Source organism: Aminobacter aminovorans, from assembly GCF_900445235.1.
Taxonomy (GTDB): Bacteria; Pseudomonadota; Alphaproteobacteria; order Rhizobiales; family Rhizobiaceae; genus Aminobacter; species Aminobacter aminovorans.
The window spans coordinates 1,440,467-1,465,936 of record NZ_UFSM01000001.1 but is presented as its reverse complement, the minus strand read 5'-3'; the positions used below and the strand labels follow the sequence as shown (position 1 = coordinate 1,465,936).

General features: G+C 64.1%; 25 protein-coding genes. 14 read left to right on the top strand and 11 right to left on the bottom strand.

From position 1 onward, the window contains the following. Positions 1–14: 14 nt before the first annotated feature. The 4 genes from DY201_RS07225 to DY201_RS07210 form a co-directional block, all read right to left on the bottom strand. Positions 15–1,487, bottom strand: coding sequence for a M81 family metallopeptidase (locus DY201_RS07225; protein ID WP_115730613.1), 1,473 nt, complete (start codon positions 1,485–1,487; stop codon positions 15–17). A 40-nt stretch (positions 1,488–1,527) separates the two neighbouring features. Next, positions 1,528–2,355: a carbohydrate ABC transporter permease gene (locus tag DY201_RS07220; RefSeq protein ID WP_165915907.1), complete on the bottom strand. Its 828-nt coding sequence runs from the start codon at positions 2,353–2,355 to the stop codon at positions 1,528–1,530. Next, positions 2,352–3,221, bottom strand: a complete 870-nt coding sequence (locus DY201_RS07215; RefSeq protein ID WP_115730612.1) for a carbohydrate ABC transporter permease — start codon at positions 3,219–3,221, stop codon at positions 2,352–2,354. Before DY201_RS07215 ends, DY201_RS07220 begins: the two co-directional genes overlap by 4 nt. Positions 3,222–3,299: 78 nt before the next feature. Beyond that, positions 3,300–4,535, bottom strand: coding sequence for an ABC transporter substrate-binding protein (locus DY201_RS07210; protein WP_115730611.1), 1,236 nt, complete (start codon positions 4,533–4,535; stop codon positions 3,300–3,302). Positions 4,536–4,726: 191 nt separating this feature from the next. On the opposite strand from DY201_RS07210, the gene DY201_RS07205 reads away from it, so the two are divergent. The 9 genes from DY201_RS07205 (at position 4,727) to DY201_RS07165 (ending at position 13,737) form a co-directional block, all read left to right on the top strand. Beyond that, positions 4,727–5,497, top strand: a complete 771-nt coding sequence (locus tag DY201_RS07205; protein WP_115730610.1) for an SDR family oxidoreductase — start codon at positions 4,727–4,729, stop codon at positions 5,495–5,497. Positions 5,498–5,501: 4 nt separating this feature from the next. Beyond that, positions 5,502–6,572 (top strand): ABC transporter ATP-binding protein, encoded by a 1,071-nt coding sequence (locus DY201_RS07200; RefSeq protein ID WP_115730609.1) that lies wholly within the window; start codon positions 5,502–5,504, stop codon positions 6,570–6,572. Further along, positions 6,569–7,450, top strand: a complete 882-nt coding sequence (locus tag DY201_RS07195) for a MurR/RpiR family transcriptional regulator (protein ID WP_115730608.1) — start codon at positions 6,569–6,571, stop codon at positions 7,448–7,450. Before DY201_RS07200 ends, DY201_RS07195 begins: the two co-directional genes overlap by 4 nt. A gap of 1 nt (position 7,451) precedes the next feature. Next, positions 7,452–7,925 carry a hypothetical protein gene (locus DY201_RS07190; RefSeq protein WP_115730607.1) on the top strand — a complete coding sequence of 158 codons (474 nt, stop codon included), beginning with the start codon at positions 7,452–7,454 and terminating at the stop codon, positions 7,923–7,925. Between the two features lie 209 nt (positions 7,926–8,134). Then, positions 8,135–8,974, top strand: coding sequence for a MurR/RpiR family transcriptional regulator (locus DY201_RS07185; protein WP_245431917.1), 840 nt, complete (start codon positions 8,135–8,137; stop codon positions 8,972–8,974). A gap of 34 nt (positions 8,975–9,008) precedes the next feature. Beyond that, the gene (locus tag DY201_RS07180; RefSeq protein ID WP_165915929.1) at positions 9,009–10,118 is read left to right on the top strand and encodes an ABC transporter substrate-binding protein; all 1,110 of its coding nucleotides are present in this window, start codon (positions 9,009–9,011) and stop codon (positions 10,116–10,118) included. Between the two features lie 177 nt (positions 10,119–10,295). Next, complete coding sequence (locus DY201_RS07175; RefSeq protein ID WP_165915908.1) at positions 10,296–12,041, top strand: ABC transporter permease; 1,746 nt, start codon at positions 10,296–10,298, stop codon at positions 12,039–12,041. Further along, positions 12,038–13,132, top strand: a complete 1,095-nt coding sequence (locus tag DY201_RS07170) for an ABC transporter ATP-binding protein (protein WP_115730604.1) — start codon at positions 12,038–12,040, stop codon at positions 13,130–13,132. The genes DY201_RS07175 and DY201_RS07170 overlap by 4 nt, the downstream gene beginning before the upstream one ends. Beyond that, a complete protein-coding gene (locus tag DY201_RS07165; RefSeq protein ID WP_115730603.1) occupies positions 13,132–13,737 on the top strand; it encodes a histidine phosphatase family protein in 606 nt (201 codons plus the stop codon). The genes DY201_RS07170 and DY201_RS07165 overlap by 1 nt, the downstream gene beginning before the upstream one ends. 449 nt (positions 13,738–14,186) lie before the next feature. Here DY201_RS07165 and DY201_RS07160 read toward each other — a convergent pair whose 3' ends face one another. Continuing rightward, positions 14,187–14,582 carry a c-type cytochrome gene (locus DY201_RS07160; protein WP_115730602.1) on the bottom strand — a complete coding sequence of 132 codons (396 nt, stop codon included), beginning with the start codon at positions 14,580–14,582 and terminating at the stop codon, positions 14,187–14,189. Between the two features lie 244 nt (positions 14,583–14,826). Here DY201_RS07160 and DY201_RS07155 point away from each other — a divergent pair, with 244 nt between their 5' ends. Next, entirely contained in the window at positions 14,827–15,669 is an 843-nt protein-coding gene (locus tag DY201_RS07155) for a DUF2189 domain-containing protein (protein WP_115730601.1), read from the top strand. Positions 15,670–15,838: 169 nt separating this feature from the next. Here the strand turns inward: DY201_RS07155 and DY201_RS07150 are convergent, their stop codons facing one another. From DY201_RS07150 to DY201_RS07125, 6 genes are all read right to left on the bottom strand, one after another. Further along, positions 15,839–16,222 carry a cytochrome C oxidase subunit IV family protein gene (locus DY201_RS07150; RefSeq protein WP_115730600.1) on the bottom strand — a complete coding sequence of 128 codons (384 nt, stop codon included), beginning with the start codon at positions 16,220–16,222 and terminating at the stop codon, positions 15,839–15,841. A 9-nt stretch (positions 16,223–16,231) separates the two neighbouring features. Beyond that, positions 16,232–16,954 carry a heme-copper oxidase subunit III family protein gene (locus DY201_RS07145; protein WP_115730599.1) on the bottom strand — a complete coding sequence of 241 codons (723 nt, stop codon included), beginning with the start codon at positions 16,952–16,954 and terminating at the stop codon, positions 16,232–16,234. 11 nt (positions 16,955–16,965) lie between these two features. Then, positions 16,966–17,670, bottom strand: a complete 705-nt coding sequence (locus tag DY201_RS07140) for a cytochrome c oxidase subunit 3 (RefSeq protein ID WP_115730598.1) — start codon at positions 17,668–17,670, stop codon at positions 16,966–16,968. After that, the gene (locus DY201_RS07135) at positions 17,667–19,439 is read right to left on the bottom strand and encodes a cbb3-type cytochrome c oxidase subunit I (protein WP_115730597.1); all 1,773 of its coding nucleotides are present in this window, start codon (positions 19,437–19,439) and stop codon (positions 17,667–17,669) included. Before DY201_RS07135 ends, DY201_RS07140 begins: the two co-directional genes overlap by 4 nt. A gap of 71 nt (positions 19,440–19,510) precedes the next feature. Further along, a complete protein-coding gene (locus tag DY201_RS07130) occupies positions 19,511–20,356 on the bottom strand; it encodes a cytochrome c oxidase subunit II (RefSeq protein WP_115730596.1) in 846 nt (281 codons plus the stop codon). A gap of 238 nt (positions 20,357–20,594) precedes the next feature. Next, positions 20,595–20,792, bottom strand: a complete 198-nt coding sequence (locus DY201_RS07125; protein WP_067957421.1) for a heavy-metal-associated domain-containing protein — start codon at positions 20,790–20,792, stop codon at positions 20,595–20,597. 267 nt (positions 20,793–21,059) lie between these two features. Between DY201_RS07125 and DY201_RS07120 the strand changes: the two genes are divergently transcribed. The 4 genes from DY201_RS07120 (at position 21,060) to DY201_RS07105 (ending at position 25,454) form a co-directional block, all read left to right on the top strand. Continuing rightward, positions 21,060–23,585 (top strand): heavy metal translocating P-type ATPase, encoded by a 2,526-nt coding sequence (locus DY201_RS07120; RefSeq protein ID WP_115733647.1) that lies wholly within the window; start codon positions 21,060–21,062, stop codon positions 23,583–23,585. Positions 23,586–23,701: 116 nt separating this feature from the next. Continuing rightward, a complete protein-coding gene (locus DY201_RS07115; protein ID WP_115730595.1) occupies positions 23,702–23,965 on the top strand; it encodes a glutaredoxin family protein in 264 nt (87 codons plus the stop codon). Further along, a complete protein-coding gene (locus DY201_RS07110; RefSeq protein ID WP_165915909.1) occupies positions 23,962–24,981 on the top strand; it encodes a 2Fe-2S iron-sulfur cluster-binding protein in 1,020 nt (339 codons plus the stop codon). The genes DY201_RS07115 and DY201_RS07110 overlap by 4 nt, the downstream gene beginning before the upstream one ends. A gap of 41 nt (positions 24,982–25,022) precedes the next feature. Then, a complete protein-coding gene (locus DY201_RS07105; protein ID WP_131922322.1) occupies positions 25,023–25,454 on the top strand; it encodes a hypothetical protein in 432 nt (143 codons plus the stop codon). Positions 25,455–25,470: the final 16 nt, after the last annotated feature.

The window sequence follows — 25,470 nt, the reverse complement described above, 5'->3', positions numbered from 1 at the left end:
TGCGGCCTCGCCTTTCATGCCCAGGGATCGCTGACCCGCGGCCACACCGGACGGACAAGCTTGGTGTAGTTGGTGACGCGCGGATTGCTTGGGTACGAGCTCGGCGCGTCGACATAGATGATCTCGGCCGCCACCGGCGCGAAACCGGCATAAAAATGGTTGGTCGACTTGACCAGCAAAATGTCCTTGCTGGCCAGCTCGATGCCGAGATTGGAGAAGATGTCGGGCTCGAAGGTCTGGGTCCGGTTGGTATTGAGGATGACGTCGACCTCGGTGCCAAGGATGCGCACCAGCGCCGTCAGCCCGAGCGTGACGCGGCTAGGCCCGAAACTCTGCCAGCCTTCCTCGACCGCCTTCAGCACCTGCACTTTGGCATCGATCGGCTCGCCGGCCTGCGGTCCGGCCTTGCCGCCGAAACGCAGGTCGATCACCGCGCCCTCACCCGCCGCATGGCAGAAGGTCACCGCGATCGGGTCCCAGATCGTCGCCACCCCGACCTTGTCGACGCCACGCTCCAGCATCCGCCGCAGCATGAAGGTGCCGTCGCCGGCCACGCCGCCGCCGGGATTGTCCCAGACGTCGGCGACAACAGCGGGCTTTGCCGGATTGGCCTTGCGCGCGGCGAGCGCCTGGTCGATGCCGGCGTCGGTGTCGACCATGGTCATCGCCGTCTTTTCGCGCATGGCATAGAGCTCGCGGCCAAGCTTTTCGGCGAGCGCATCGCCCTTGGCCTTGTCGTTGTCGCTGACGACGACGATGCGCGAGCCCATCTCCGGAACATCCGAGGCCATGAAGCCATGGATCACCGACACCGACAGGATGCCGTCCTTGCCTTGCAGTGCCTTGATACGGTCGACGAAGCTCCGCATCGGTTCGCGGCTGGTCGGCAGCACGGTGATCATGCGGCAGTCGAAGGTCGAGATGACAGGCTTGATCTCGCCGCGCGCTGCCGCCAGGCCAAGCGCGACGACATGCTCGCCGCGCTCGTAGAAATCGGTGTGCGGAAATTCGAGGAAGGCCGCCAGCACGTTGCAGGCAGCTACACGCTTCGGCGTCAAATGGCTGTGCGGGTCGAATTCCGCAGCAATCACGACATCGGGCCCGACGATCTCGCGCACCCGCGCCAAGAGGTCGCCCTCGCAATCGTCATAGCCTTGCGCCACCATCGCGCCGTGAAGGCCAAGCACGACTGCGTCGACCGGCAGCGCCGTCTTGAGCTGGTCGAGAATTTCGTCGCGCAGCGCCTCGAAGGTCTGGCGTTGCACCAGCCCGCCCGGCTCGGCCCAGGTGGCGGTGCCTTCGATGACGGTCAGTGCGTCGGCAGCGGCGCGGCGGCGTAGCGCCACCATCGGCGACGAGCACAAGGTCGGTGTCTCTGGATGCTGGCCCGGCCCGGCGTAGAATGCCATCTCGAACGAGGCGCGGTCGGTCGGCACCGGCGAGAAGGTGTTGGTCTCGGTCGCCAGCGAAGCGGTGAAGATGCGCATGTCGGGTTCGTTTCTTTATCGTTGAAATCGGGAGTTGCGGTCACTTGACGGCGCCGAGCGCCAGCCCGCGGACGAGGTAGCGCTGCAGCCAGACAAACAGGATGGCGACCGGCACGGTGGCGACGAGCGTTGCAGCCATGACGTAGTGCCATTCGACAGTGTAGCGCCCGGCAACAAGCGAAAAAACCTGGATCGGCAGCGTGTAGCTTTCCTGGCTGCGCAGCATGGTCAGTGCGACGACGAACTCGTTCCAGGCATTGATGAAGGTGAAGATGGCGGTGACGGCGATGGCCGGCACGCACAGCGGCAAGAACACCTTGCGCAAGGTCAGCCAGCGGCTGCCGCCTTCCATCCACGAGGCTTCCTCGAGGTCGCGCGGGATGGTGTCGAAATAGCTCTGCAGCATCCACACGGTGAAGGCGATGTTGAAGGCCATGTAGACACCGCCGACGGCATTGAGGCTTTCGACAAGGCCGAAGGAGGCGAGCAGGCGGAACAGGCCGAGCACCAGCACGATCGGCGAGATCATCTGCGAGACCAGCAGGAACTGCCGGAAGGCGCCATGACCGGCAAAACGGAAGCGCGACATGGCATAGGCAGCCGGGATCGAGATGACGATCGCGCCGACTGTGGCGATCACCGACACGTAAAGCGAATTGAACAGCGCCCGGCCGAAGCCGGCCTGCACCCACATGTCGTAGAAATTGCGCCAGCGAAACTCGCTCGGCCACCAGCTCGGCGTCAGCACTTCCTGCGCCGGTTTGACCGCGGTCAAAAACATCACCGCGAAGGGAAACAGCGTGACGACGACAAGCGGCGCCAGCAGCCCCCAGGCGATGATGGTGCGCTTGAGTTTGGGCGCGATCATGCGCGTTCTCCCCGCATGGCGAGCCTGATGTAGATGGCGGTGAAGACCAAAAGGATCGCCAGCATGACCAACGACACCGCCGACGCCTCGCCGAGTTTGCCGATGCGGAAGGCCAGCTTGTAGAGATGGGTGACGAGGATGTCGGTCGAGTTGGCCGGACCGCCCTGCGTCATCACCCAGATGATCGGGAACGAGTTGAAGACATAGATCGTGTTGAGCACGATGGCGATGTTGACGAAGGGCTTGAGCAGCGGAAAGGTGATGCGCCGGAATTGCTGCACCGGTCCCGCCCCTTCCAGTGCCGCCGCCTCATAAAGGTCGTCGGGGATCGACGACAACCCGCCCAAGAAGATGGTGGTGGTGAACGGCACCGTCACCAGTATGCCGATCATGATCTGCATCGGAAATGCGGTCGCCGCGCTCGCCAGCCACTGGATGTTCTGGTCGGCAAGGCCAAGCCCGCGCAAGGCCGAGTTGAGCATGCCGCTTTCGCCGTTCAGCGCCCAGCGCCAGACGATGGCCGTCATGGTCAGCGACACCGCCCAGGGCAGCATGACGATGACACGGGCGAGCGAGCGACCGTAGAAATCGGTGTTGAGGATCACCGCCACCGGGATCGACACCAACAGCGCGCCGCCGACGACGGCTGCCGTCCAGACGCCGGTACGCACAAGCGCCTTGATGAAATCGGGATCGGCAGCCAGTGCTGCAAAATTGTCGAGGCCGCTGAAATCGCGCAGCTGGCCGAAACGGCTGACCTCATGCGTCGAGATCTGGATCAGGTCGAGCACCGGCCAGAAGATCACCACCGCCGCCAGGATCAGGCTCGGCAGCGTCAGCAGATATGGCAGGGCGCGATTGTGCATGGGAGCCGTGGCCTGGAGCGCGGGGCAAGGTGAAGGGGCGGCAGCGCAGCTTTGGATGCGCCGCCGCCTGAAAAAAAGCTACTTCTTCAGGATGCCGTCGGCCTTGGCAGCGGCTTCCTTGAGCAGGGCCTCGGGGTCGCCTTCGCCGAGATAGACCTTCTGGATGGCGTCAGAGGTGATCTGCGCGACCTCTTCCCAGCCCGGAATGATCGGCGCGAAACGGGCGTCGGGCAGAAGGGCGGTGAAGGCGGCCAGGTCGGCATTATTGACGTAGTAGTCCATCTTGGCCTCTTCCTTGTTCACCGGCAGGAAGCCTTCGCCCTGGGTGAACTTGGCGCGCCAGTCGGTCTGAAACAGGAAGTCGAGCAGCTTCCAGGCCTCGTCCTTGTTCTTCGAATTGGAGAACATGACGATGGAGTCGGTGACGCCATAGGTGCCGCGCGCACCCGTCGGGCCGGCGGGGATGGCGGCGACGCCATATTTCAGGTTCGGCGCTTCTTCCTTGATCTGGTTGGACAGGAAGGGCGCGGTGATCATCATGCCGACCTTGCCCTGCTTGAACAGGTTCTGCACGTCCTCACGCGCATAGGAAGTGACGCCCGGCTGGGTCAGTCCCTCGTCGATCAGCGACTTGTAGAGCTTGGCCGCCTCGATGGCGCCGGGGCTGTCGAGACCCGAGGTGCCGTCCTTGTCGAGGATCTCGGAGCCTTGCGACCACATCGCGTAGTAATAATAGACGTCGGTCTCGATCTCCTTGCCCTGCAGGCCGAAGCCGTAATTCTCGCCGCCCAGCGCCTTGATCTTGGCGGCGGCGTCCTTGAGCTCGGCCCAGGTCGCCGGCGGGTTGGCGACGCCGGCCTTTTCGAGCAGTTCCTTGTTGTAATACATCGCCCGCGCCGAAGCAGCGATCGGCAGGCCGTAGGTCTTTCCGTCCATCACAGAAGGCGACATGAAGGTGTCGATGAAGCGGCCCTTGAACTCGTCATTGATGTAGCCGTCGAGTGGCTCGGCGACGCCCTGCTGGACGAAATCGATCAGCCAGCGCGTGCCGATGATCGACAGGTCGGCATTGGTGCCGGCGGTGATGTCGGTAGTCAGCTTCTGCAGCAGCACGTCCCACGGCACGACCTCGAACTTGACGTCGACACCTGGATTGGCCGCCTCGAATGCCTTTTCCACTTCCTGGAAATAGGGGCCGGTCTTTGCGCTGTATTCCGCAACCGTGACCCTGACTTCGCCGGCATTCGCCTGGGCGGCCAGTGCCAGCACGCTCAACCCGGCCAGAAGGCCAGTCTTCAACTTCGAAATCGCCATGTCGGTGTTCCCTTGCTCCCACGGGCCAAGGCCCGGTCCTCCGGCGCTTTAACGCGCCTCTTTGATTAAGTGACTTTCTTACATTATCCGGCAATTTCACCATATCAAGCGATTTTCTTTGTTGCTTAATTACATTTTCAGCCATAGTCCTGAACACAGAAAGCGGCCAAGATCGCTATGGGAGCACATCGTTGAGCAGTGACAGCGAATTCAGCGGAAAGTCCGTCCTGATCACCGGCGCCGGCGGCGGCCTCGGCCGGGCGCTGGTGGCGATCTTCAATGAAGGCGGCGCCCGCGTCGTCGGTTGCGACCAGTATATCGAGGCGATGGACGGTCTCGATCTCGCCGGGCGCCACAGCTTCGACCTGACCGATCGCCCCGGCCTTGCAACAGCGGCGCGCAAGCTGGTCGAAGCCGACGGCGTGCCCGACATCGTCATCAACAATGCCGGCTGGACCCGCGCCGAAACCGTGCCTGCTCTGACCCAGGAGCGGGTCGAAAACGAGATCGACCTCAACCTGACCGGCGTCGCCAGCCTGACCAACGCGCTGCTCAAGCCGATGGTGACGCGCGGCGCGGGCTGCTTCGTCTTCATCTCCTCGGTCAATGCGCTGTCGCATTTCGGCAACCCGGCCTATGCCGCGGCCAAGGCCGGCATCAACGCCTTGTCGCGCGCCATTGCTGTCGAGCATGGCCGCCAGGGCATCCGCGCCAACGTCGTCTGCCCGGGCTCGATCCGCACCCCGGCCTGGGACCATCGCCTGGCCAAGGATCCCGCCATTCTGGGCAAGCTGCAGCGGCTTTATCCGCTTGGCCGCATCGTCAACGCGCGCGAAGTGGCCGAGGCCGTCGCCTTCCTCGCCTCGTCACGCGCCTCCGGTATCACCGGCACTGTGCTGCCGGTCGACGCCGGGCTGACCGCCGGCTGCCTGCCATTCATCGACGACATATTGGGAGCGTGAAGACATGACCGGCGTAACCTTCCGCAACCTCTCCAAGTCGTTTGGCCAGCACAAGGTGCTCGACGACATCAACCTCGACATTCCAAGCGGCGAGTTCGTCGTGCTGGTCGGTCCCTCTGGCTGCGGCAAGTCGACCTTGCTGCGCATGCTGGCCGGGCTCGAGCCGATCAGTCACGGCGACCTTGTGATCGGCGGCATGCGCGCCAACGACCTGCCGCCGCAGAAGCGCAACATCGCCATGGTGTTCCAGTCCTACGCGCTGTTTCCGCATCTCACCGCGGCCGAAAACATCGGCTTCGGCCCGAAGATCAGGGGCGAGGCGCCCGAGGCGATCGACAACAAGATCAACAACGCCGCGGCAATCCTCAACCTCCACGCCTATCTCGACCGCTATCCGCGCCAGCTCTCCGGCGGCCAGCGCCAGCGTGTCGCCATGGGGCGCGCCATCGTGCGCGAACCCTCGGTGTTCCTGTTCGACGAACCGCTGTCCAATCTCGACGCGCAATTGCGCGTGCAGATGCGCACCGAGATCAAGGCGCTGCATCAGCGCTTGAAATCGACGGTGGTTTACGTGACACACGACCAGATCGAGGCCATGACCATGGCCGACCGCATCGTCGTCATGAACCAGGGAAAGATCCTGCAGGTGGGTGCACCGCTCGAACTCTACGACAAGCCGGCCAACAAGTTCGTCGCGAGCTTCATCGGCTCGCCGTCGATGAGCTTTGTCTCGGGCAGCCTCGCCTCGTCGGCTTCGGGCGCGCATTTCGAGACGGCGACCGGAGAGAAGCTGTCGCTCAACGGCGGCCGTGCCTCGGCCTTCGCAGGCGCTGTCGAAGCCGGCATCCGGCCGGAGCATTTCATCATCAGCGCCAGCGAGGGCGCGCTGCCGTTCAAGGTCGACGTCATCGAGCCGACGGGCTCGGAGACGCATATCTACGGCGCCATCGGCAACGAGCAGGTGCGCGCCGTGTTCCGCGACCGCGTTTCGGTGCGGCCGGGCGAGACACTGCCGGTCAGCGCCGATCCGAAAAACATCCACCTGTTCGACAAGGCGACCGGCCTGCCCGTATGAGCAACATCGCCGACATCATCACCCGGCTTCAGGTCATGGCGCAGGACGGCTCGAAGTCCGACAAGCGCCTGGCGAGCCTGGTGCTGTCGGATCTCGACTTTGCCTCCAAGGCCGCCATCTCGGAGATCGCCGCGCGCGTCGGCGTCAGCGAACCGACAGTCACCCGCTTCTGCCGCAATCTCGGCTGCGACGGCGTGCGCGACTTCAAGTTCTTCCTGGCCCAGGCCATCGCCATCGGCGGCCAGTATCTCAAGCCCGAACCGCTCAGCCGCGACGCGCGCGAGCAGCGCATCGCCTCCGCCGTCACCGAAGCGGCGATCGTGGCGATCCAGCGCGCCTCGGACAATCTCGACATGGCGACTTTGGTCTCGGTGGCCGAGCTGCTGTCGGCCTCGCAGCACATATTGTGCTTCGGCTCCGGCGGCATCTCCTCGATGATGGCGACGGAGCTGCAGAACCGGCTGTTCCGGCTCGGCCTGTCGGTCGTCGCCCAGGTCGACGGCCAGCTGCAGCGCATGTATGCGGCGGTCGCCAGGCCTGAGACGACTGTCGTTGCCTTCTCCGTTTCCGGCCACGCCAAGTCGGTTGTCGATGCGGTCCAGGTCGCCCGGCAATATGGCGCCCGCACGGTTGCCGTGACAGCGCCCGGATCGGCTTTGGCCAAGGTCGCCGACATCGTCATCCCGTTCCAGCCGATCGAAGACGGCAACATCTACAAACCGACCTCGTCGCGTTTCGCGCTGCTTGCCATCCTCGACATGATCGCCACCGCGACCGCCGAGACCCGCGGCACCAACGTGCTCGAAGGCCTGCGACGCATCAAGCAGAGCCTGAACATGCTCAAGATCGACGACCCCAGACTACCTCTAGGTGACTGACATGACGATTGCCGAAAACCCGTTCCCCGGAGATGCCGACCGCGCCGCCATCTGGGAGATGCTGGTGCGCCGCGACATCGCTGCCTTCGTCGGCCAGGACTGGGCCATGGTGTCAGGCGACTTCGACGAGCAGCGCTTCCTCGGCATCCATGCCCACAATTCGGCCAACCCCGACGCGTGGGACGCCGCCTTCCCGACGCTCGAGGTCTATCGCAACGAGTGGCTGCGCCAGGCAGCCGAGACGGCCGCCACCTGTTATGCCGAGCCGCTTGCCGAAGGAATCCACCGCGCGACACGGCTGACCGAGATCGACATCACAGGCGATGTCGCTGTGGCGCGCAAGAAGTTCGACGGCACCATCAAACGCGGCGACGGCAGCGACGACGTCCTCAACTGGCAGACGCTGTACTTCTGCCGCAAGACGGACGGGCGCTGGAAGATCACCGGTTTTGTCGGCTACATGAAATACATCTGAGGTTTGCGGCCACGGCCGCGCCCCTGCCCTGACCGACACCCCGGCGCTCCCCGGAGCGCCTTTTTCATATCTCACCCAGGCGCTCCCAGGAGCGCCCTTTTTCATGTCCCACTCGGCCGCTGCAAGACAGAAAAGCCAATCTTGCACACGTTTGCACTTGACTGCAAGATATCTTGCATCATAAGAGTCGAGTGCAAAATGGATGCAAGATGATGACGCTGCTGGATCGCATCAAGAGCCATTCGACCCGCCTCACCGAGGCCGACCAGCGACTCGTCTCCGCCCTGCTCGAAAACGCCGCCGAAGCCGCTTTCCTATCGAGCGCTAGGCTTGCCGAACGTGCCAGCGTGCATGAGGCGGCAACCACCCGGCTGGCCCAGAAGCTTGGCTTCAAGGGCTACCCCGAGCTGCGTTCGCAGCTGCAGCGCGAACTGGTCGAAAGCCAGGACGCCGCCGAACGCATGCGCCGCTCCGTCGCCAAGGTCGAGCACGGCGATTTCCTGCTCGACCTGATCGGCAGCGAGATCGCCGCACTCGAACATCTGCGCCTTGCCGTTTCGCAGGACAGCATCAACCGCGCCGCCGACATGATCGTCGATGCCAGGCGCATCTTCCTGTTCGGCCAGGGCCATGCCCAGTCGATCACCCAGTTCCTGCGCCGCCGGCTCGACCGCTTCGGCATGACCACCATCGTGCTCGAAGGCCGTGGCCGCGACATTGCCGAGCGTGTCGTCGGCATGGACAAGGGCGACCTCGTGCTGGCGCTGGCCTTCCGCAAGCAGCCGACAAGCTATGCCCCGCTTGTCGAGCACTGCCATGCGCAGGGCGCGAGCGCGATGCTGGTCACCGACCTCGCCGGCACCATGATGCAGCCCGAAGCCGACCTTGTGCTGGCCGCACCGCGCGGCCGCTCGGGCAGCGAGTTCCAGACGCCGACGGTGCCGTTCGCCATCGTCAACGCCATTTTGCTGACCATTGCCGGCCGGCACCAGAGCCGCGTCATGGGCGCGCTCGAACGCCTGTCGGGCCTGTTCGACGAATTCGATTGAGAAAAACCTGGGAGGGAAAAATATGCTCAAGTCGATGAAATGGACACTTTTCGCAGCAGTCGCCTTGCTGCCCCTGGCAGCCGGCGCTGCCGAACTCGATGCGATGAGCGTCAAGGAGCTGCTGCCGCTGGCGCAGAAAGAAGGCAAGGTCACCGTCTTCTCGCTGTCGAGCCGCATCGCCAAGGTGGAAAAGGCTTTCGAGGAGGCCTATCCCGGCATCGACTTCGTCGGCATCGACATGAGTTCGGTCAAGCAGATCGCCCGTGTCGTCGCCGAGCAGACCGCCGGCGTCAACGCCGTCGACGTGCTCTACATCGCCGACACGCCGGTGGTCTATGAAGACCTGGTCAAGACCAACCGCGTCGTGCCCTACATCCCGCCACGCGTGGCGGGCGAACTTGCCGACGAGCACAAGACTCCACTTCTGACCCAGCGCCTGTCGACCAAGGTGCTGATGTACAATGAAGCTGCCAATCCCAACGGCGCGCCGATCAAGAACCTGTGGCAGCTGACGACGCCGGACTGGAAAGGCCGTGTCCTGATGGTCGACCCGTTGCAGCGCGGCGAATTGCTCGACCTGCTGGTCGAATTCTCGCTGCGCCCCGACGAGATGGCCAAGGCCTATGAGGCGCAGTTCGGCAAGCCGATCGCTGTCGACAGCGACCTGCAAGGTGCCGGGGAACAGTTCGTCCGCGACCTCTTCGCCAACGACCTCGTGCTGGTTCCCAACTCCGACGTCATCAACAAGGCCATCGGCGACAAGACCTCGGCCAATCCACCAGTCGGCTTCGCCACCTATTCCGACCGCCGCGACAACGACAAGGAAGGCTGGGCGCTGCAGGTCGCCAACGACGTTGAGCCTTCCAATGGCATCCTGTTTCCTGCAGTCCTTGCACTTGTCGACAAGGCGCCGAGCCCGGCTGCGGCACGGTTGCTGATCGACTTCATGATGGGCGACGATTCTGCCACCGGCGGACCCGCCTTCGAGCCCTTCAACGTGCCAGGCGACTACGCCGTGCGACCGACTGTCAAGGACAGCCCCGATTCCGTGCCGCTCAAGGAGCTCAAGGCCTGGCGCATCGATCCGGTGAAGACAGCCGCTGCCCGCAAGCGGATCGCCGACCTGGTGCTGACGCTGCAATGACTGCGGCCGGACCGGCCCCTCGGGGGAGGCGCCGGTCCGCACTCTCAGCCCACCCGGCGCCTCAGGGGAGGTGCTGGTCCGCACTCTCAGCCCGCCCAGCCGCCTCGCCGAGGCCTGGTTGCCCCCGGTCTCCCCCACCGGTCTCTCCCCCCGGTCTCTCCAATGAGAAAGATTGTCATGTCCGCCGTCGCAACATCCGTGTTGTCGAGGAGAGGCTTTTTGCGCTCCGAGACACTCGTGCCCATCATCCTGATCCTGATCGTTTCGGTCCTCGTCGTCGCGCCGCTGGTCAAGATCGTGTTTGCCACCCTGACCGTCGAAGGCCGTGATGCCTGGCAGGCGGTGCTTGCTTCCAAAATGTCCGAAAACCTGTGGTGGCGGCCGCTGTGGAACACAGTGCTGCTCGGTGTCGGCGTTGCCGCCGGCTGCATCCTGATGGGTGGCTTTCTTGCCTGGCTGGTGATGCTCACCGACGTGCCGGCGCCCAAAACCATCGGCCTGCTCGCCACCATGCCGTTCATGATCCCAAGCTTTGCCGCGGCCCTTGCCTGGGGCGCGCTGTTCCGCAACAGCCGGCTTGGCGGCTCGGTCGGCTTCTTCGAGGCCAATGGCTATATCGTTCCCGACTGGCTCGCCTGGGGCCTAGTGCCGACGCTGATCGTGCTGATTGCGCATTACTACTCGCTCGCCTTCACCGTCATCTCGGCCGCCTTGAGTTCGATCGGCGCCGATCTTGTCGAGGCCGCCCAGGTCGCCGGCGCCAGGCGCTCGCGCATCTTCTTCGGCATCATCCTGCCGGTCGTCACCCCGGCACTGATCGCTGCGGCATCGCTGACCTTCGCCGGTGCCGTCTCCAACTTCGCCGCCCCTGCCCTGCTTGGCCTGCCGGTCAGGATGCAGACACTGTCGACGCGCCTGTTCGGCATGATCGAGACCGGCCAGACCGAGCGCGGCTTCGTCATCGCTTTGCTTTTGATCGTCGTCTCCGCCTCCTTCCTCTGGCTCGGCGAACGCCTCGTCGCCGGGCGCAAGAACTTCGTCACCGTCACCGGCAAGGGCGGCCGCACCAAGCGCTTCCCGCTCGGCAAGTGGCGCTGGCCACTGTTTGCCGTTGCCGTGCTGCTTTGCCTGCTCACCACCTTCCTGCCGGCGCTGATCCTCACCGCGTCGAGCTTCGCCTTGCAGAACGGCTCGCTGTTTTCCAACTGGACGACGCATTTCTGGATCGGCGAAGGCGGCACCGACATGGCCCAGGGCCAGGCCGGCATCTTCCGCAATCCGGTGCTGATCGAGGCTCTGTGGATGACGCTGAAGCTCGCCGTGACAGTGGCAATCACCACCATGGCGCTCGGCCTGGCGCTCGCCCACACCATTGCCCGCAACAAGGGCACCGTCCTGGCAACGGTGCTCGGCCAGGTGTCGTTCATGCCGATCCTGATCCCCTCCATCGCCTTCGCCGCCGCCTATATCGCGCTGTTCGGCGCCCCGATCGGGCCGTTGCCGTCGCTTTACGGCACCTTCCTGCTGCTGGTGCTGGCGGCTTCCGCTCACCTCTTGCCTTATGCGGTCCAGTCCGGCCGCTCGGTGCTCGGCCAGATCTCGGCCGACATCGAAGAAAGCGCGCGACTGACCGGCGCCGGATTCTTCCGCCGCATGGGCGCCATCATCATGCCGCTGGCCATCCGCGGTCTGCTCGCCGGCGCGCTGCTGGTCTTCGTCAAGATCGTGCGCGACCTGTCGCTGGTGGTGTTGCTGTTCACCTCGACCTCGCCGGTGCTCAGCATGCTTGCCTACCGCTATGCCGCCGAAGGCTTCATGCAGTTCGCCAACGCCATCACCATGGTCATCCTCGTCCTTTGCGTCGTCGCCACGCTCCTGGCGCACCGCCTGCAGAACCGCGTCCAGAAGTGGAAATCCGCATGAGCCCCGCCAACGGCAATCCGGCCGCGATCGCGATCCGCAACGTCTCCAAGCGTTTCGGCAGCTTCACCGCCGTCGACAATGTCGACATCTCGGTGCCGCAGGGCGCCTTCCTGGTGCTTGTCGGCCCGTCCGGCTGCGGCAAGTCGACCTTGCTCAGAATGCTCGCCGGCCTGGAAACCCCGAGCGAGGGCGAAATGGCCTTCATGGGCCGCATTGTCTCCGACGGCGCCCGCGGCCTGGTTGCCGATGCCGGCGCCCGCGACGCTGGCCTGGTGTTCCAGAGCTACGCGCTGTGGCCGCACATGACTGTCGCCGGCAACATCGAATGGCCGCTCAAGGTGGCGAAATGGAGCAAGGCCGACCGCGCCGCCCGTATCGACGAGGTGCTCGGACTGCTCGGCATCGCAGCGCTCAAGGAGCGTTACCCCGCCGAGATTTCGGGCGGCCAGCAGCAGCGCGTCGCCATCGCCCGCACCATCGGCCCCAAGCCGAACATCCTGTTGTTCGACGAGCCTTTGTCCAACCTCGACGCCAAGCTGCGCATCGAGATGCGCAGCGAGCTGATGCGCATCCACCGCGCCACCGGTGCTACGTCTGTCTACGTCACCCACGACCAGGTCGAGGCGATGACCATGGCAAGCCACGTCGCCGTGCTCAACAATGGCAAGGTCGAACAGTTCGGCGCGCCGCTGGAGTTGCTGGAAAACCCGCGCACCACCTTCGTCGCCACCTTCCTTGGCACGCCGCCGGCCAATCTGATCGAGGTCAGCAGGAGCGGCGACGGCCTTGTCTATGACGGCCTGCGCCTGGCCGATGCCAGCCGCGCCGAAGCGCGCGATGGCGTGCAGCTTCTTTACCGCGCCCACGATCTGATGGTCGGCGACGTCGAGGGGCGGCCGACGATCAGCGCCCGTTTCGAGGAAGCCGCCCCGATCGCCGGGCGCACCATGGTGACGGCGTTTTCGGGCGGGCAGCGGCTGACGGCGATGGCCGACGGCTACTTCCGTGCCGCGATCGGCGACCAGATAAGCCTCAGCTTCGTCAACGGGCCGAGCGCAGTTTTTGCAATGAGTGGTGAAAGGATTAGCTGATGAGACTGGTAATGGTGCGCCATGGCGAGACCACCTGGAATGCCGAGCACAGGCTCCAGGGCCATGACAATGCGCCGCTGTCGCCGCGTGGCATCAAGCAGGTCCAGAGCTTCGCCTCCTTCGCCAAGGCGATGGCGCCTGATCACGTCGTGGTCTCCGACCTTGGCCGGACGCGCCAGACCGCCGGCCTGCTCGGTTATGGCGACGCGCCGCTCGACCCGCGCCTGCGCGAGATCGACATGGGCAACTGGACCGGCCGCATCAAACACGAGCTCGAGGCCGAGCGACCGCACGAATATCTCGCCTGGCGCGCCGGCACCTTCACCCCCGACAGAGGCGAGCCATGGCCGGATTTCTGCGCCCGCATCGTGGAAGGGTTGCGGGACTGCCTGAAGAAGTGCAACGGCGACACGCTCGCCATCGTCCATGGCGGTGTCATCCGCGCTGCCTGCCACGCCTTCCTGGGACTGCCGCCGTCACGCGTCGTGCCGGTGACGCCTGGTACCGCAACGATCCTGAGCTTCGATACGGCCGACGCCCCGACGGCACGGCTCGAAGCCTACAATATCGCGGCTGTGGCGCCCGATTTCGACGCACCGGACTAGCGCAATTCCAGCAAATGTGTGCGGCGGTTTTCCGTCCGGAATTGCGCAAAAACAAGAAGATAGAGAGTTTCCGCGAATAGAAGAAAGAGGAAACGCTCTGGACGCTCGCGACTGGTCTGAACAGGCCGTGCCTAAGGAAATGGTGCGGCTTCCGAGGTCTCCCAACGAATGCCGCAGTTTCCCCCCACAAAGAGGCACCAATAGCTAGATATTTAAAACGCAAACCTGCAATACAGACTGGGTCTACAATCGCAGCGCCACCATTCGCAATGCCGCCCGGAAAATGCATTTGCATCCGCCGGGCGCTAGGGCGCCTGCCCAGTCATGAACACCATTTGGGCAGCGGCGGCATCCCCCGTTTGGAGGAAGTCGCACAATAAATATGCATTTCTGCGGAAACTGCCCGCGAGGCATGATCCGCCTGCGAGCATCCGGCTGCCATCTTGCGGCTACTTCGACATCTCTTCGATATATGCAATCACATTGGCGATGTCGGTATCGTCCTTGAGACCGGCAAAAGCCATCTTGTTGCCTGGGACCTTTTCTTTCGGCATCTTCATGTAGGCGGCGATGTTGGCCTCGTCCCAGACCAGGCCGCCAGCACCCGCCTGCTTCATGGCGTCGGAGTATTTGGCTTCAAAACTCGGCAGCGTGCCGGCCGTGCGGCCGATGACACCATGCAGCGATGGGCCGACCTTGTTCTTGTCGACCGCCATGTCGTGGCAGGCCATGCATTTGGTGAAGACCTTTTTGCCGGCGGCCGCATCGCCCGCCGCATGAACCGGATTGGTGGCTAGAACCGAAGCTGCAAGAAGGGCTTGAGCGCCCCATGCCGTCAGTCTCATGGCTATCTCCTCACTCTGGCCGGCGCGCTGCGCCGACTGGCGCGATACTAGCGCCGCGCAATCCAACGCGCCATGCGCCATTCCGTTGCAGCTTCTGGAGCCAGCGCGCAGCAGGGGCGACAAGGCCCAGGATGGTTGCTATCATCGGTGCCGGTGCAGGTCGCGGTTTTGCGTGACCAGACACGCTGGACGGCAGCACCGCGAGCCGCGACCCGAACCGGACCCGATCCCGGAGGAATGGTTCATGGCAAATTTCCATGTCTACGCAGCAGGCACTGGCAGCAACGTCGAACATCCCGCCATACGTCGGATAGGGGTTGCGGATGTCTTCGACGCGCTTCGCCTTGGATTTGAAGATTTTTGGGACAAACCCTCACACTATGTCTTTTTGTGCCTGATATATCCGGTTGTCGGCGTGTTCCTGGTCACTTGGACCTCCGGCGGCAACGCGCTCCAGTTGATCTATCCGCTTGTCACCGGCTTCGCCTTACTTGGACCGTTCGCGGCACTCGGCCTCTATGAGATCAGCCGCCGACGCGAACAACATCTCGACACCTCATGGAAACATGCCTTCGAAGTCAGGCAATCGCCCGCCATGCCGGCCATCGCCGTCCTCGGCATCATGCTGATGGCGCTGTTCGTCGCCTGGCTGTTCACCGCGCAGGCGCTGTTCGCATGGCTCTATGGCGACAGCGCACCGGCGAGCTACACCGCCTTCATCACCGACGTGCTGACCACCCAGCGCGGCTGGACATTGATGGTCGTCGGCAACCTCGTCGGCCTGCTGTTCGCCCTTGTGGCGTTGAGCACCACTGTCGTTGCCTTCCCGCTGCTGCTTGATCGCGACATCGGCGCCTATGCCGCCGTCGAGACCTCGGCACGGGCGATCATGGCTAACCCGATACCGATGCTGCTTTGGGGCCTGATCGTCGCCGCCGGCCTTGTCTTGGGATCGATACCGCTGCTCGTCGGCCTGGCGATCGTGCTGCCGGTGCTCGGCCATTCGACCTGGCACCTCTACCGCAAGCTGATCGAACCGGCGCCGGCACCTGTGCCGGTCAAGAAGACACGCAAGCGCGCCGCCTGAACCGTTCCTCGCCGGCGGCGTTCAGCCGTCGGCTCAGCCCCATCGATTTAAGACTTTCGCCCGCCCTGCCAAGGGGCGGGCGTTAGAGCAATTCCAAGAAAAGTGTGAAGCGGTTTTCCCTGAACGCGAGCGGCTGACCGAGCCCGTCGGCCGGCCAAAATGCCCCTGCCTATTGCCCGGTGCCGAACGACAGCACCCGGGTGATTTCGGTATAGCGGGCCTCGACCACCATGATCGCGACGAACACCAGGATCACCAGCGGCGGCACGATGATGGCGTAGCTCAGCGCCAGCCGCTCCCAGGCCATGTGCATGAACACGGCAACGATCAGTCCCGCCTTCAGCATCATGAAGATCAGGATCAGGCTCCATCTCAGCATGCCCTGAAGGGCGAAATAATCGACCGCGTAAGAGCAGGCGCTGAGGATGAACAGCCAGCCCCAGACGACCAGATAGAGCTTGATCGGGTGCTGCTGCCCTTCGGCATGCGCCATTGCCGGAGGGGGAGCGGCATGTCCGTGCAGCCCGTGATCCTGCGCCTCTACCTGTGCCATCGCTTCACCTCACCAAAGATAGAAGAACGCGAAAATGAACACCCACACCAGATCGACGAAGTGCCAGTAGAGCCCCATGATCTCGACGCTCTCATACTGGCCCCGCCGGCTGGTGAAGAACCCCCGCTCGCCGGTCTCGTAATCGCCGCGCCACACCTTACGCGCGACGATCAACAGGAAGATCACGCCGATCGTCACATGGGTGCCGTGGAAGCCGGTGATCATGAAGAAGGTCGAGCCGAACTGTGCTGCACCCCACGGGTTCTCCCATGGCCGCACGCCCTCGCTGATCAGCTTGGTCCACTCGAAGGCCTGCATGCCGACGAAGGTGGCGCCAAGGGCTGCAGTCAACAACATCAGGATCGCCGTCTTCCTGCGGTCGCGGCGGTAGCCGAAATTGACCGCCATCGCCATCGTGCCGGACGACGAGATCAGCACGAAGGTCATGATCGCGATCAGGATCAGCGGGATGTTCTGGCCGAACAGATGCAGGGCGAAGACCTCGCTCGGGTTCGGCCACGGCACGACAGTCGACATGCGCGCGGTCATGTAAGACAGCAGGAAGCAGCCGAAGATGAATGTGTCGCTGAGCAGGAAGATCCACATCATGGCCTTCCCCCAGGAGACACCCTTGAACGCACGCTGGTCCGACGACCAGTCTGCGATGAAGCCGCGCAGGCCCGGCGGCCGCGGCGCGGTGTGGTCGACATGTCCCAGTGTGGTTTCGGCCATCCGCGTTCTCCTCAGCTCAGCAATTGGCGGCAGATGTCGACGAAGTCGGCGGCCCAGCCGGCCAGCACGGCAAACAGCACCAGCCACACGAGGAGCAGCACGTGCCAGTACATGGCGCACAGTTCTGTCGTCAGTGTGAGCTTTGCCGGCCTTTCGCCGCGCCACGCCCTGACATTGGTTCGGCCAAGCACCAACAGCCCGCCTATGATGTGCAGGCCGTGCATCGCAGTGATCAGGTAGAAGAAGCTGACGGCCGGGTTCTCGGCGGCGAAGTAGCCGCCGGCGGCAAGGTCGCGCCAGGCCAGCAACTGTCCACCGAGGAACGCCACCGACGTCAGCGCGCCCACAAGCAAGGCAAGGCGCAGATTGTCGACCTGCCCCTTATGCGCGGCGACCACTGCACATTGCAGCGCCACGCTCGCCAGCAGCAGCATGCCGGTGTTGAGCCACAGCAGCCGCGGCATCGGCGCCGCCTGCCAGTCGGCGTAGACCATGCGCATGAAATAGGCGCTGATGAACAGCGCAAACAGCGCGCCGACGACAGCGAGAAACACTCCGAGGCCGAGCTTTGCCGGATGCAGCAGTGACGCTTCCGTCTCGGGAAAGGCATTGACCGGCCCTGCTTCCAGCCACGGCTTGGACATCAGCCGCTGGCGCGCCAGCCACCAGCCGGCGACCGCGGTGACCAAAGCGAGGAAGATCAGGATAGCGCTCATGCCGGCCCGCCTTGCGTTGCCGGACCCGGATCGTTCTGGGCGATGAAATCCTCAGCTGCGCCTGGTACCGAGTAGTCATAGGCCCAGCGGTAGACGACGGGCAGTTCCTTGCCGAAATTGCCATGCGGCGGTGGTGTTCCCGCCGTCTGCCATTCCAGTGTCGTTGCCCGCCATGGATTGTCGCCCGCTTCCTTGCCGTGGCGGATGCTCCAGAACAGGTTGAACAGGAACACCAGCTGGGCGAAGCCGACGGTCAGTGCTGCGACGGTGATGAACTCGTTCAGCGTATGCACCGACGGCGGGATGAAGGCGGTATCGCCAAGCTCCGGATACCGCCTGGGAACGCCGACCAGCCCGACATAATGCATCGGGAAGAAGATCAGATAGGCGCCGATGAAGGTGACCCAGAAGTGGAACCGGCCCATCCACTCGTTGAGCATCCGGCCTGATATCTTGGGATACCAGTGATAGACCGCGCCGAAGACGACCATGATCGGCGCCACGCCCATCACCATGTGGAAATGGGCAACGACGAACATGGTGTCCGACAATGGCACGTCGACGACGACGTTGCCCAGGAACAGCCCGGTAAGCCCGCCATTGACGAAGGTGACGATGAAGGCGAGCGCAAACAGCATCGGGATGGTCAAATGGATGTCGCCGCGCCACAGGGTCAGCACCCAGTTATAGACCTTGATCGCCGTCGGTACGGCGATGATCAGGGTGGTGGTGGCAAAGAAGAAGCCGAAATAGGGATGCATGCCCGAGACATACATGTGGTGCGCCCAGACCACGAAGGACAGCGCGCCGATGCCGACGATCGCCCACACCATCATGCGGTAGCCGAAGATGTTCTTGCGCGCATGGGTGCTGATCAGGTCGGAGACGATGCCGAAGGCCGGCAGCGCCACGATGTAGACCTCTGGATGGCCGAAGAACCAGAACAGGTGCTGGAACATGATCGGGCTGCCGCCATTATGAGGCGACTGCTCGCCCATCTCGACGATCGCCGGCATGAAGAAGCTCGAGCCGATGGCGCGGTCGAACAGCATCATCACGCAGGCGACGAACAGGGCCGGGAAGGCCAGCAGCGCCATGACGGTGGCGGTAAAGATGCCCCACACCGTCAGCGGCAGCCGCATCAGCGTCATGCCGCGCGTGCGCCCCTGCAGCACGGTCACGACATAGTTGAGACCGCCCATGGTGAAGCCGATGATGAACAGGATCAGCGACACCAGCATCAGGATGATGCCCGGTCCCGTGCCGCCTGGCGTGCCCGAAAGGATCGCCTGCGGCGGATAGAGCGTCCAGCCGGCACCCGTCGGCCCGCCGGGCGCGAAGAAGCTTGCCACCAGCACCAGCACGGCGAGCAGGTAGATCCAGTAGCTCAGCATGTTGACATAGGGAAACACCATGTCGCGCGCGCCGACCATCAGCGGGATCAGGTAGTTGCCGAAGCCGCCGAGGAACAGGGCCGTCAACAGGTAGATGACCATGATCATGCCATGCATGGTCATGAACTGGTAATAGGCCTCGGGCGTGATGAAATCGAAGGTGCCGGGAAAGCCGAGCTGCAGCCGCATCAGCCACGACAGCACCAGCGCGACGAGCCCGATGGCAAGTGCGGTGCCCGAATACTGGATGGCGATGACCTTGGCGTCCTGCGAGAAAACGTATTTCGTCCACCAGCTGTGCGGATGGTAGAGCTCCATCTCGCCCACTTCCGCTGGCGGGATGAGGTCTGCTCCGTGAGGCGTGACATCGACCATGCGTGCACCCTGTTGCTCTTTGCCTCTGCCTGTCGCGGTGAGGCCGCCTTCGAGCGGTCGCGCCGTGTCTCCTATTCCATCTTCGCGGTGGCTCTCGCCTGGTCGACCAGGGCGCCCACCTTGGCGGGACCGGTCAGCTGGGCGAATGTCGACTGCTGCTGCAGCCAGCTCGTGTAGTCCTGCTCGGTGTCGACCATGACGATGCCGCGCATGAAGCCATGTCCCGTGCCGCAGAGCTCCGCGCACAGCACTTCGAAGGTGCCCGTCCGTATCGGGGTGAACCAGAAATAGGTGACCATGCCAGGCACCATGTCCATCTTGGCGCGGAACTCGGGCACGTAGAAATCATGCAGCACGTCGATCGAGCGCAGCAGCATCTTGACCGGCTTGTCGATCGGCAGATGCAGGTCGGCGGCCTCGACCACGACATCGTCCTGGCCGTTGGGATCTTCGGGATTGATGCCGAGCGGATTGTCGGAATTGATCAGCCGGGCGTTCGAGGTGCCCAGCTTGCCGTCGGCGCCCGGCAGCCTGTAGCTCCACTGCCATTGCTGGGCGACGACCTCCACCTCGGTCGCATCCTTGGGCACTGTGACGAACTGGCCCCAGACATAGAGCCCCGGCGCCAGCATCGCCGCGACGCCGACCGCTGTGATCAGCGTCAGCCAGGATTCGAGCTTCTTGCTTTCGGGTTCATAGGCGGCCTTCTGCCCTTCCTTGTGACGGAAGCGGTAGACGCAATAGGCCATGAACAGGACGACGGCCGAGAAGACGGCACCGGTGATCCAGAAAGTCGCAACGAGAGTGCTGTCGATGTAGCCCCAGTTGGAGGCTATCGGCGTCCACCACCAAGGGCTCAGCACATGGAACAGCACCGAGCCTATGACAACAAGAACGAGTACGAGCGCTATGGCCATCCTCTGTCCTCCCGGCATTCCGGGGGACGCTGTCCCCTGAGGAAGGCCAGCCGCATCATAGCTTGATTTGGCGCGGAAATACTAGAGGAGGAGGGCGGTTGAAGGTTGCGTCAAGTTCGCGCGGCCACTTGTGGCTGCGGAAACTCTTGCGCCGCAGGGTTTATGCTGTCGAAGCGAAGTTAAAGGAAGCGGACGGCGCACCGCCCCCGGTCGCGCCGCCCCCTCCGGAAAGCAGGCTTCAGACAGCCTGGGCCGGATAACCGGCGGCGTCGAGCGCCTGGGCAACCTTGGCGGCATCAGCCGCGGTCTCGATCGAGACGGTCTGTGCCTTCAGGTCGATGTCGATGCGCGCGGCCGCGTCGACGCTCTGCACGGCCTTGGTGACCATGCCGGCGCAATGGCCGCAGGTCATGTCGGGAACATTCATCTTCAGCATTTCAAGATCCTTGGTTGGGCCGGCATCGCGCCGTTTCTGCAATCTGGTGTTTCCAGCTACAGGAAGGTCAAACATTTTTCGATCACGGATTTGTTACCACGACTTTTCGTGACCGGCAAAGCCCCAGGACCCACAATGCAAGGGTATATGCCAATACTTTCAGCCAGTTACAGCGACGCCTAAAAACATGCGCTGGAGCTGTTGACCTTCCCAACACTGGAAGCCTTAGACCTCTGTTCGAAATTGATGACATAGAGGTCCATGACCATGAACGCTCCATTCAATCCGCCCCCAAGCCAAGCGGGTAGGCAAAGCTTCCCGATCGAGGGCATGACCTGCGCCTCCTGCGTGCGCCGCGTCGAGTTGGCCATCGCCAAGGTGCCTGGTGTGGCCACCGCCACCGTCAACCTTGCCACTGAAAGCGCTGACGTCACCTTCGGCGGCAGCATCGACACCGACGGCGTCATCGCCGCCATCCGCAATGCCGGCTACGACGTGCCGGTCGAGACCATCGAAGTCGAGATCGAGGGCATGACCTGCGCCTCCTGCGTGCGCCGGGTCGAAAAGGCGATAGCCGCGGTATCCGGCGTGAAGACGGCTTCGGTCAATCTCGCCACGGAACGCGCCACCATCGAGACGCTGGCCGGCACCACGCGCACAGCGATCGATGCCGCCATCCGCAAGGCCGGCTACGAGCCGCGCCGCATCGAGCAGGCAGGTGCCGAAGGCGACAGCCGCGAGGACGCGCGTTACCGCGAGTTCTCCCACCTCAAGCGCGACTTCGCCATCGCCGCCGTGCTCACCTTGCCAATCTTCGCGCTGGAGATGGGCTCGCACGCCATCCCCGCCCTGCATCACTGGCTGATGATGAATGTCAGCCAGCAGAAGCTCTACATCGCCTTCTTCGTGCTGGCGACCATCGTCCAGTTCGGCCCCGGCCTGCGCTTCTACCAGAAGGGTGTGCCGGCCCTGCTGCGTCTCGCCCCTGACATGAACTCGCTGGTCGTGCTCGGCTCGAGTGCTGCCTGGGCCTATTCGGTCGTCGCCACCTTTGCACCCGGCGCACTGCCCGCCGGCACCGCCAATGTCTATTTCGAGGCGTCGGCGGTCATCGTCACGCTGATCCTGCTTGGCCGTGTGCTCGAAGCCAAGGCCAAGGGCCGTACCTCGGAAGCGATCAAGCGGCTGATGGGCCTGCAGGCCAAGTCGGCGCGTGTCGAACGCAACGGCGCGTTCACAGACATTCCGCTCGAAGAGGTCGTTGCCGGCGATGTCGTGCAGGTCCGCCCTGGCGACAAGGTGCCCGTCGACGGTATCGTGCTGACAGGCTCGTCCTTCGTCGACGAATCCATGATCTCGGGCGAACCGATCCCGGTCAGCAAGGGCGAAGGTGCCGAGGTCGTCGGCGGCACCATCAACAAGACCGGCTCCTTCACCTACAGCGCCACCAAGGTCGGCGCCGACACGCTGCTGGCCCAGATCATCCGCATGGTCGAGACAGCCCAGGGCTCGAAGCTGCCGATCCAGGCACTGGTCGACAAGGTCACGGCCTGGTTCGTGCCCGCCGTCATGGCCGCGGCCGCATTGACCTTCGTCGTCTGGCTGGTCTTTGGCCCCGAGCCTGCGGCAACCTTCGCGCTGGTCAATGCGGTTGCCGTGCTGATCATCGCTTGCCCCTGTGCCATGGGCCTCGCCACCCCGACCTCGATCATGGTCGGCACCGGCCGTGCCGCCGAGCTCGGCGTGCTGTTCCGTAACGGTGAAGCACTGCAATCGCTGAAGTCGACCTCGGTCGTGGCGCTCGACAAGACCGGTACGCTGACCGCCGGCAATCCCGTGATGACCGACCTCGACGTCGCCAGCGGCTTTGACCGTGCCAAGGTGCTGGCGCTGGTCGCAGCCGTGGAAGCGCAGTCCGAACATCCGGTTGCCGCTGCCATCGTCGCAGCAGCCAGGGAAGAAGGTCTCGCTCTGGCCGAGACCGGTTCGTTCGAGGCAGTGCCCGGCTTCGGCGTCAGCGCCAGCGTCGGTGCGCATCGCGTCGACGTCGGTGCCGACCGCTACATGGCCAGGCTCGGCATTTCGGTGCAGGATTTCGCCGAGACCGCCATCCGCATGGGCTACAAGGCCAAGACCCCGCTCTATGCGGCGGTCGACGGCAAGCTCGCGGCTGTCATCGCGGTTTCCGACCCGATCAAGCCGACGACGCCGCAGGCGATCCGCGCGCTGCACGATCTCGGCCTGAAGGTGGCGATGATCACAGGCGACAACCGTCGCACCGCAGAAGCCATCGCCGCCCAGCTCGGCATCGACGAGGTCGTCGCCGAAGTGCTGCCCGACGGCAAGGTCGACGCCATCAAGCGCCTGCGTTCAGGTGGCCGTGCGGTGACCTTCGTCGGCGACGGCATCAACGACGCGCCGGCACTCGCCGAGGCCGATGTCGGCATTGCCATCGGCACTGGCACCGACGTCGCCATCGAAAGTGCAGACGTGGTGCTGATGTCAGGCGACCTGCTCGGTGTGACCAACGCGATCGCGCTGTCCAAGGCGACGATCGCCAACATCAGGCAGAATCTGTTCTGGGCCTTTGCCTACAACGCCGCCCTCATTCCGGTCGCGGCTGGTGTGCTCTACCCGGTCAGCGGCACTTTGCTGTCGCCGATGCTGGCCGCGGGCGCGATGGCGATGTCGAGCGTCTTCGTGCTCGGAAATGCGATGCGGCTGAAGCGCTTCAAGGCCCCGGCCCGCGCAACGGCGGCATCGACCGCGCTAGCGCTGGTCCCGGCAGCCTAGCCAGCCCTCGCGGCCTGCCCCAGGAGCAAGATCCCGAAAGCGGACATCCGGTTTCGGACATATCGCGCTCGTGCAGGCAGGCCGCTCCTCCCCTCTCCTCATCACGCGAGGCCGCCATGCCCAACGCTCCCTGGATCGAGATCTTCACCACGCCCACCTGCCCCGACTGCCTGGCGTTGAAGCGCTGGCTCAACGCGGAGAGCCTGCCCTTCGTCGAGCGCGACCTGCGCGACCCTGCCATCTCAGACGAAGCCAGGCGCCGCACCGGCGTACGCGTCGCTCCGATCACCATCATCGACGACAAGCACGTCTTTTACGGCACCTTCGCCACTCAGCGCCCCGAGATCGAAGCGCTGCTCGACCTGACCCGGGCAGCATGACCATGAGCTGCCTGACCCTGCCCCAGCCCGGCCGCCGCATCGCGGTCGGCGACACCAGGACGATCCTTGAGGCTGCCCTCGACGCCGGTATCGCCTATCCGCACAGTTGCCGTTCCGGCCGCTGCGGCGCCTGCAAGTCGCGCCTCGTCTCCGGCCATGTCGAGCTCGGCAAACACTCACCTTTCGCGCTGAGCGAACGGGAGCGCGAAGACGGGCTCATCCTCGCCTGCCGCGCCGTGCCTGCCGATGACGTCGTCGTCGAATGGCTCGACGACAGCTTCGCCACAGCACAGCCTGTCATGCAGGACGCCGAGGTCGTTGCCATCGAGGCCATGACACACGACATCGTCGCGCTCCGTCTTCAACTTGCCGATCGCCAAAATTTCCGCTTCGCCGCCGGGCAATATCTGTCGCTGATCATGCCGGGCGCGCCGCCACGCAATTATTCGATGGCCAGCCGACCCGACGAGGAGCTTGTCGAGCTTCACGTCAGGGCGGTGCCCGGCGGCCGCACCAGCGGGCTGATCCATGCCTCGCTGGAGCCGGGCGACACGGTCCTGATCCAAGGCCCCAGCGGCTCGACCTATCTGCGTGAGGCCCATGGCGGCCCGATCATAGCGCTTGCCGGCGGCAGCGGCCTCGCCCCGGTCAAGTCGATCGTCGAGACGGCGCTGCTTTCAGGCTTGGCCCAGCCGATCCATGTCTATTTCGGCGTCCGCGCCGAACGCGACCTCTATCTGGTCGCGCACTTTCGCGCGCTGGAACGCAGATTTCCCAACCTGCGCTTCGTCCCGGTGCTGTCGCAGACTGCCGCGAAGGGCTGGCGCAGCGGCTTCGTTTCCGACGCACTCACTGAGGACCATCGCGACTTCAGCGGTGCCAAGGCCTATGTCGCCGGCCCTCCCGCCATGGTCGACGCTGCCATTTCTGTTCTTGCGGCGCGCGGGGTGCCGGCCAGCGACATTCACGCCGATGTCTTCTTCACGCCAGAGGCAAGCGACAACAACGCCGCTTGACCTTCAGGGGTCGCAATCCCCATTTATAGGGCATGCATTCGATGCAACACATCCCGGCGCCGACCCATCCGCTCCGCGCTCACCAGCGCGGGCAGGCCCGTGCGCGTATTGCCGTGATGGACGACGGCAGGGCCAGGATGCTGGGGCTCCTGCGGCTGATGCTGCCGCTCGTGTTGCTGTTCTTCCTGGCGCTCGGCCAGGCGGCCTCCGCTCACCCCGCCGACGGCCAGCACCAGCCGCACGCCACCCAGATGATGTCGCATCACGCCAAGGCCGACGCCGGTTGCTGCGACCAGGATAAGGACGCCCGCGCCTGCCTGGCGCAATGTCTCGCCTCATGCAGCTATTGCGCACCGCTGCCGCTGCCGACTGTCTTCCCCGAACTTGCTGGCGTCTCGCCCCTTCCCGCCAGGACCGAACCGCTGCACGGATCGATAGCAGCACCTCACCTGCGACCACCATCACTCTCCTGAACTGACGTGTTTCGAC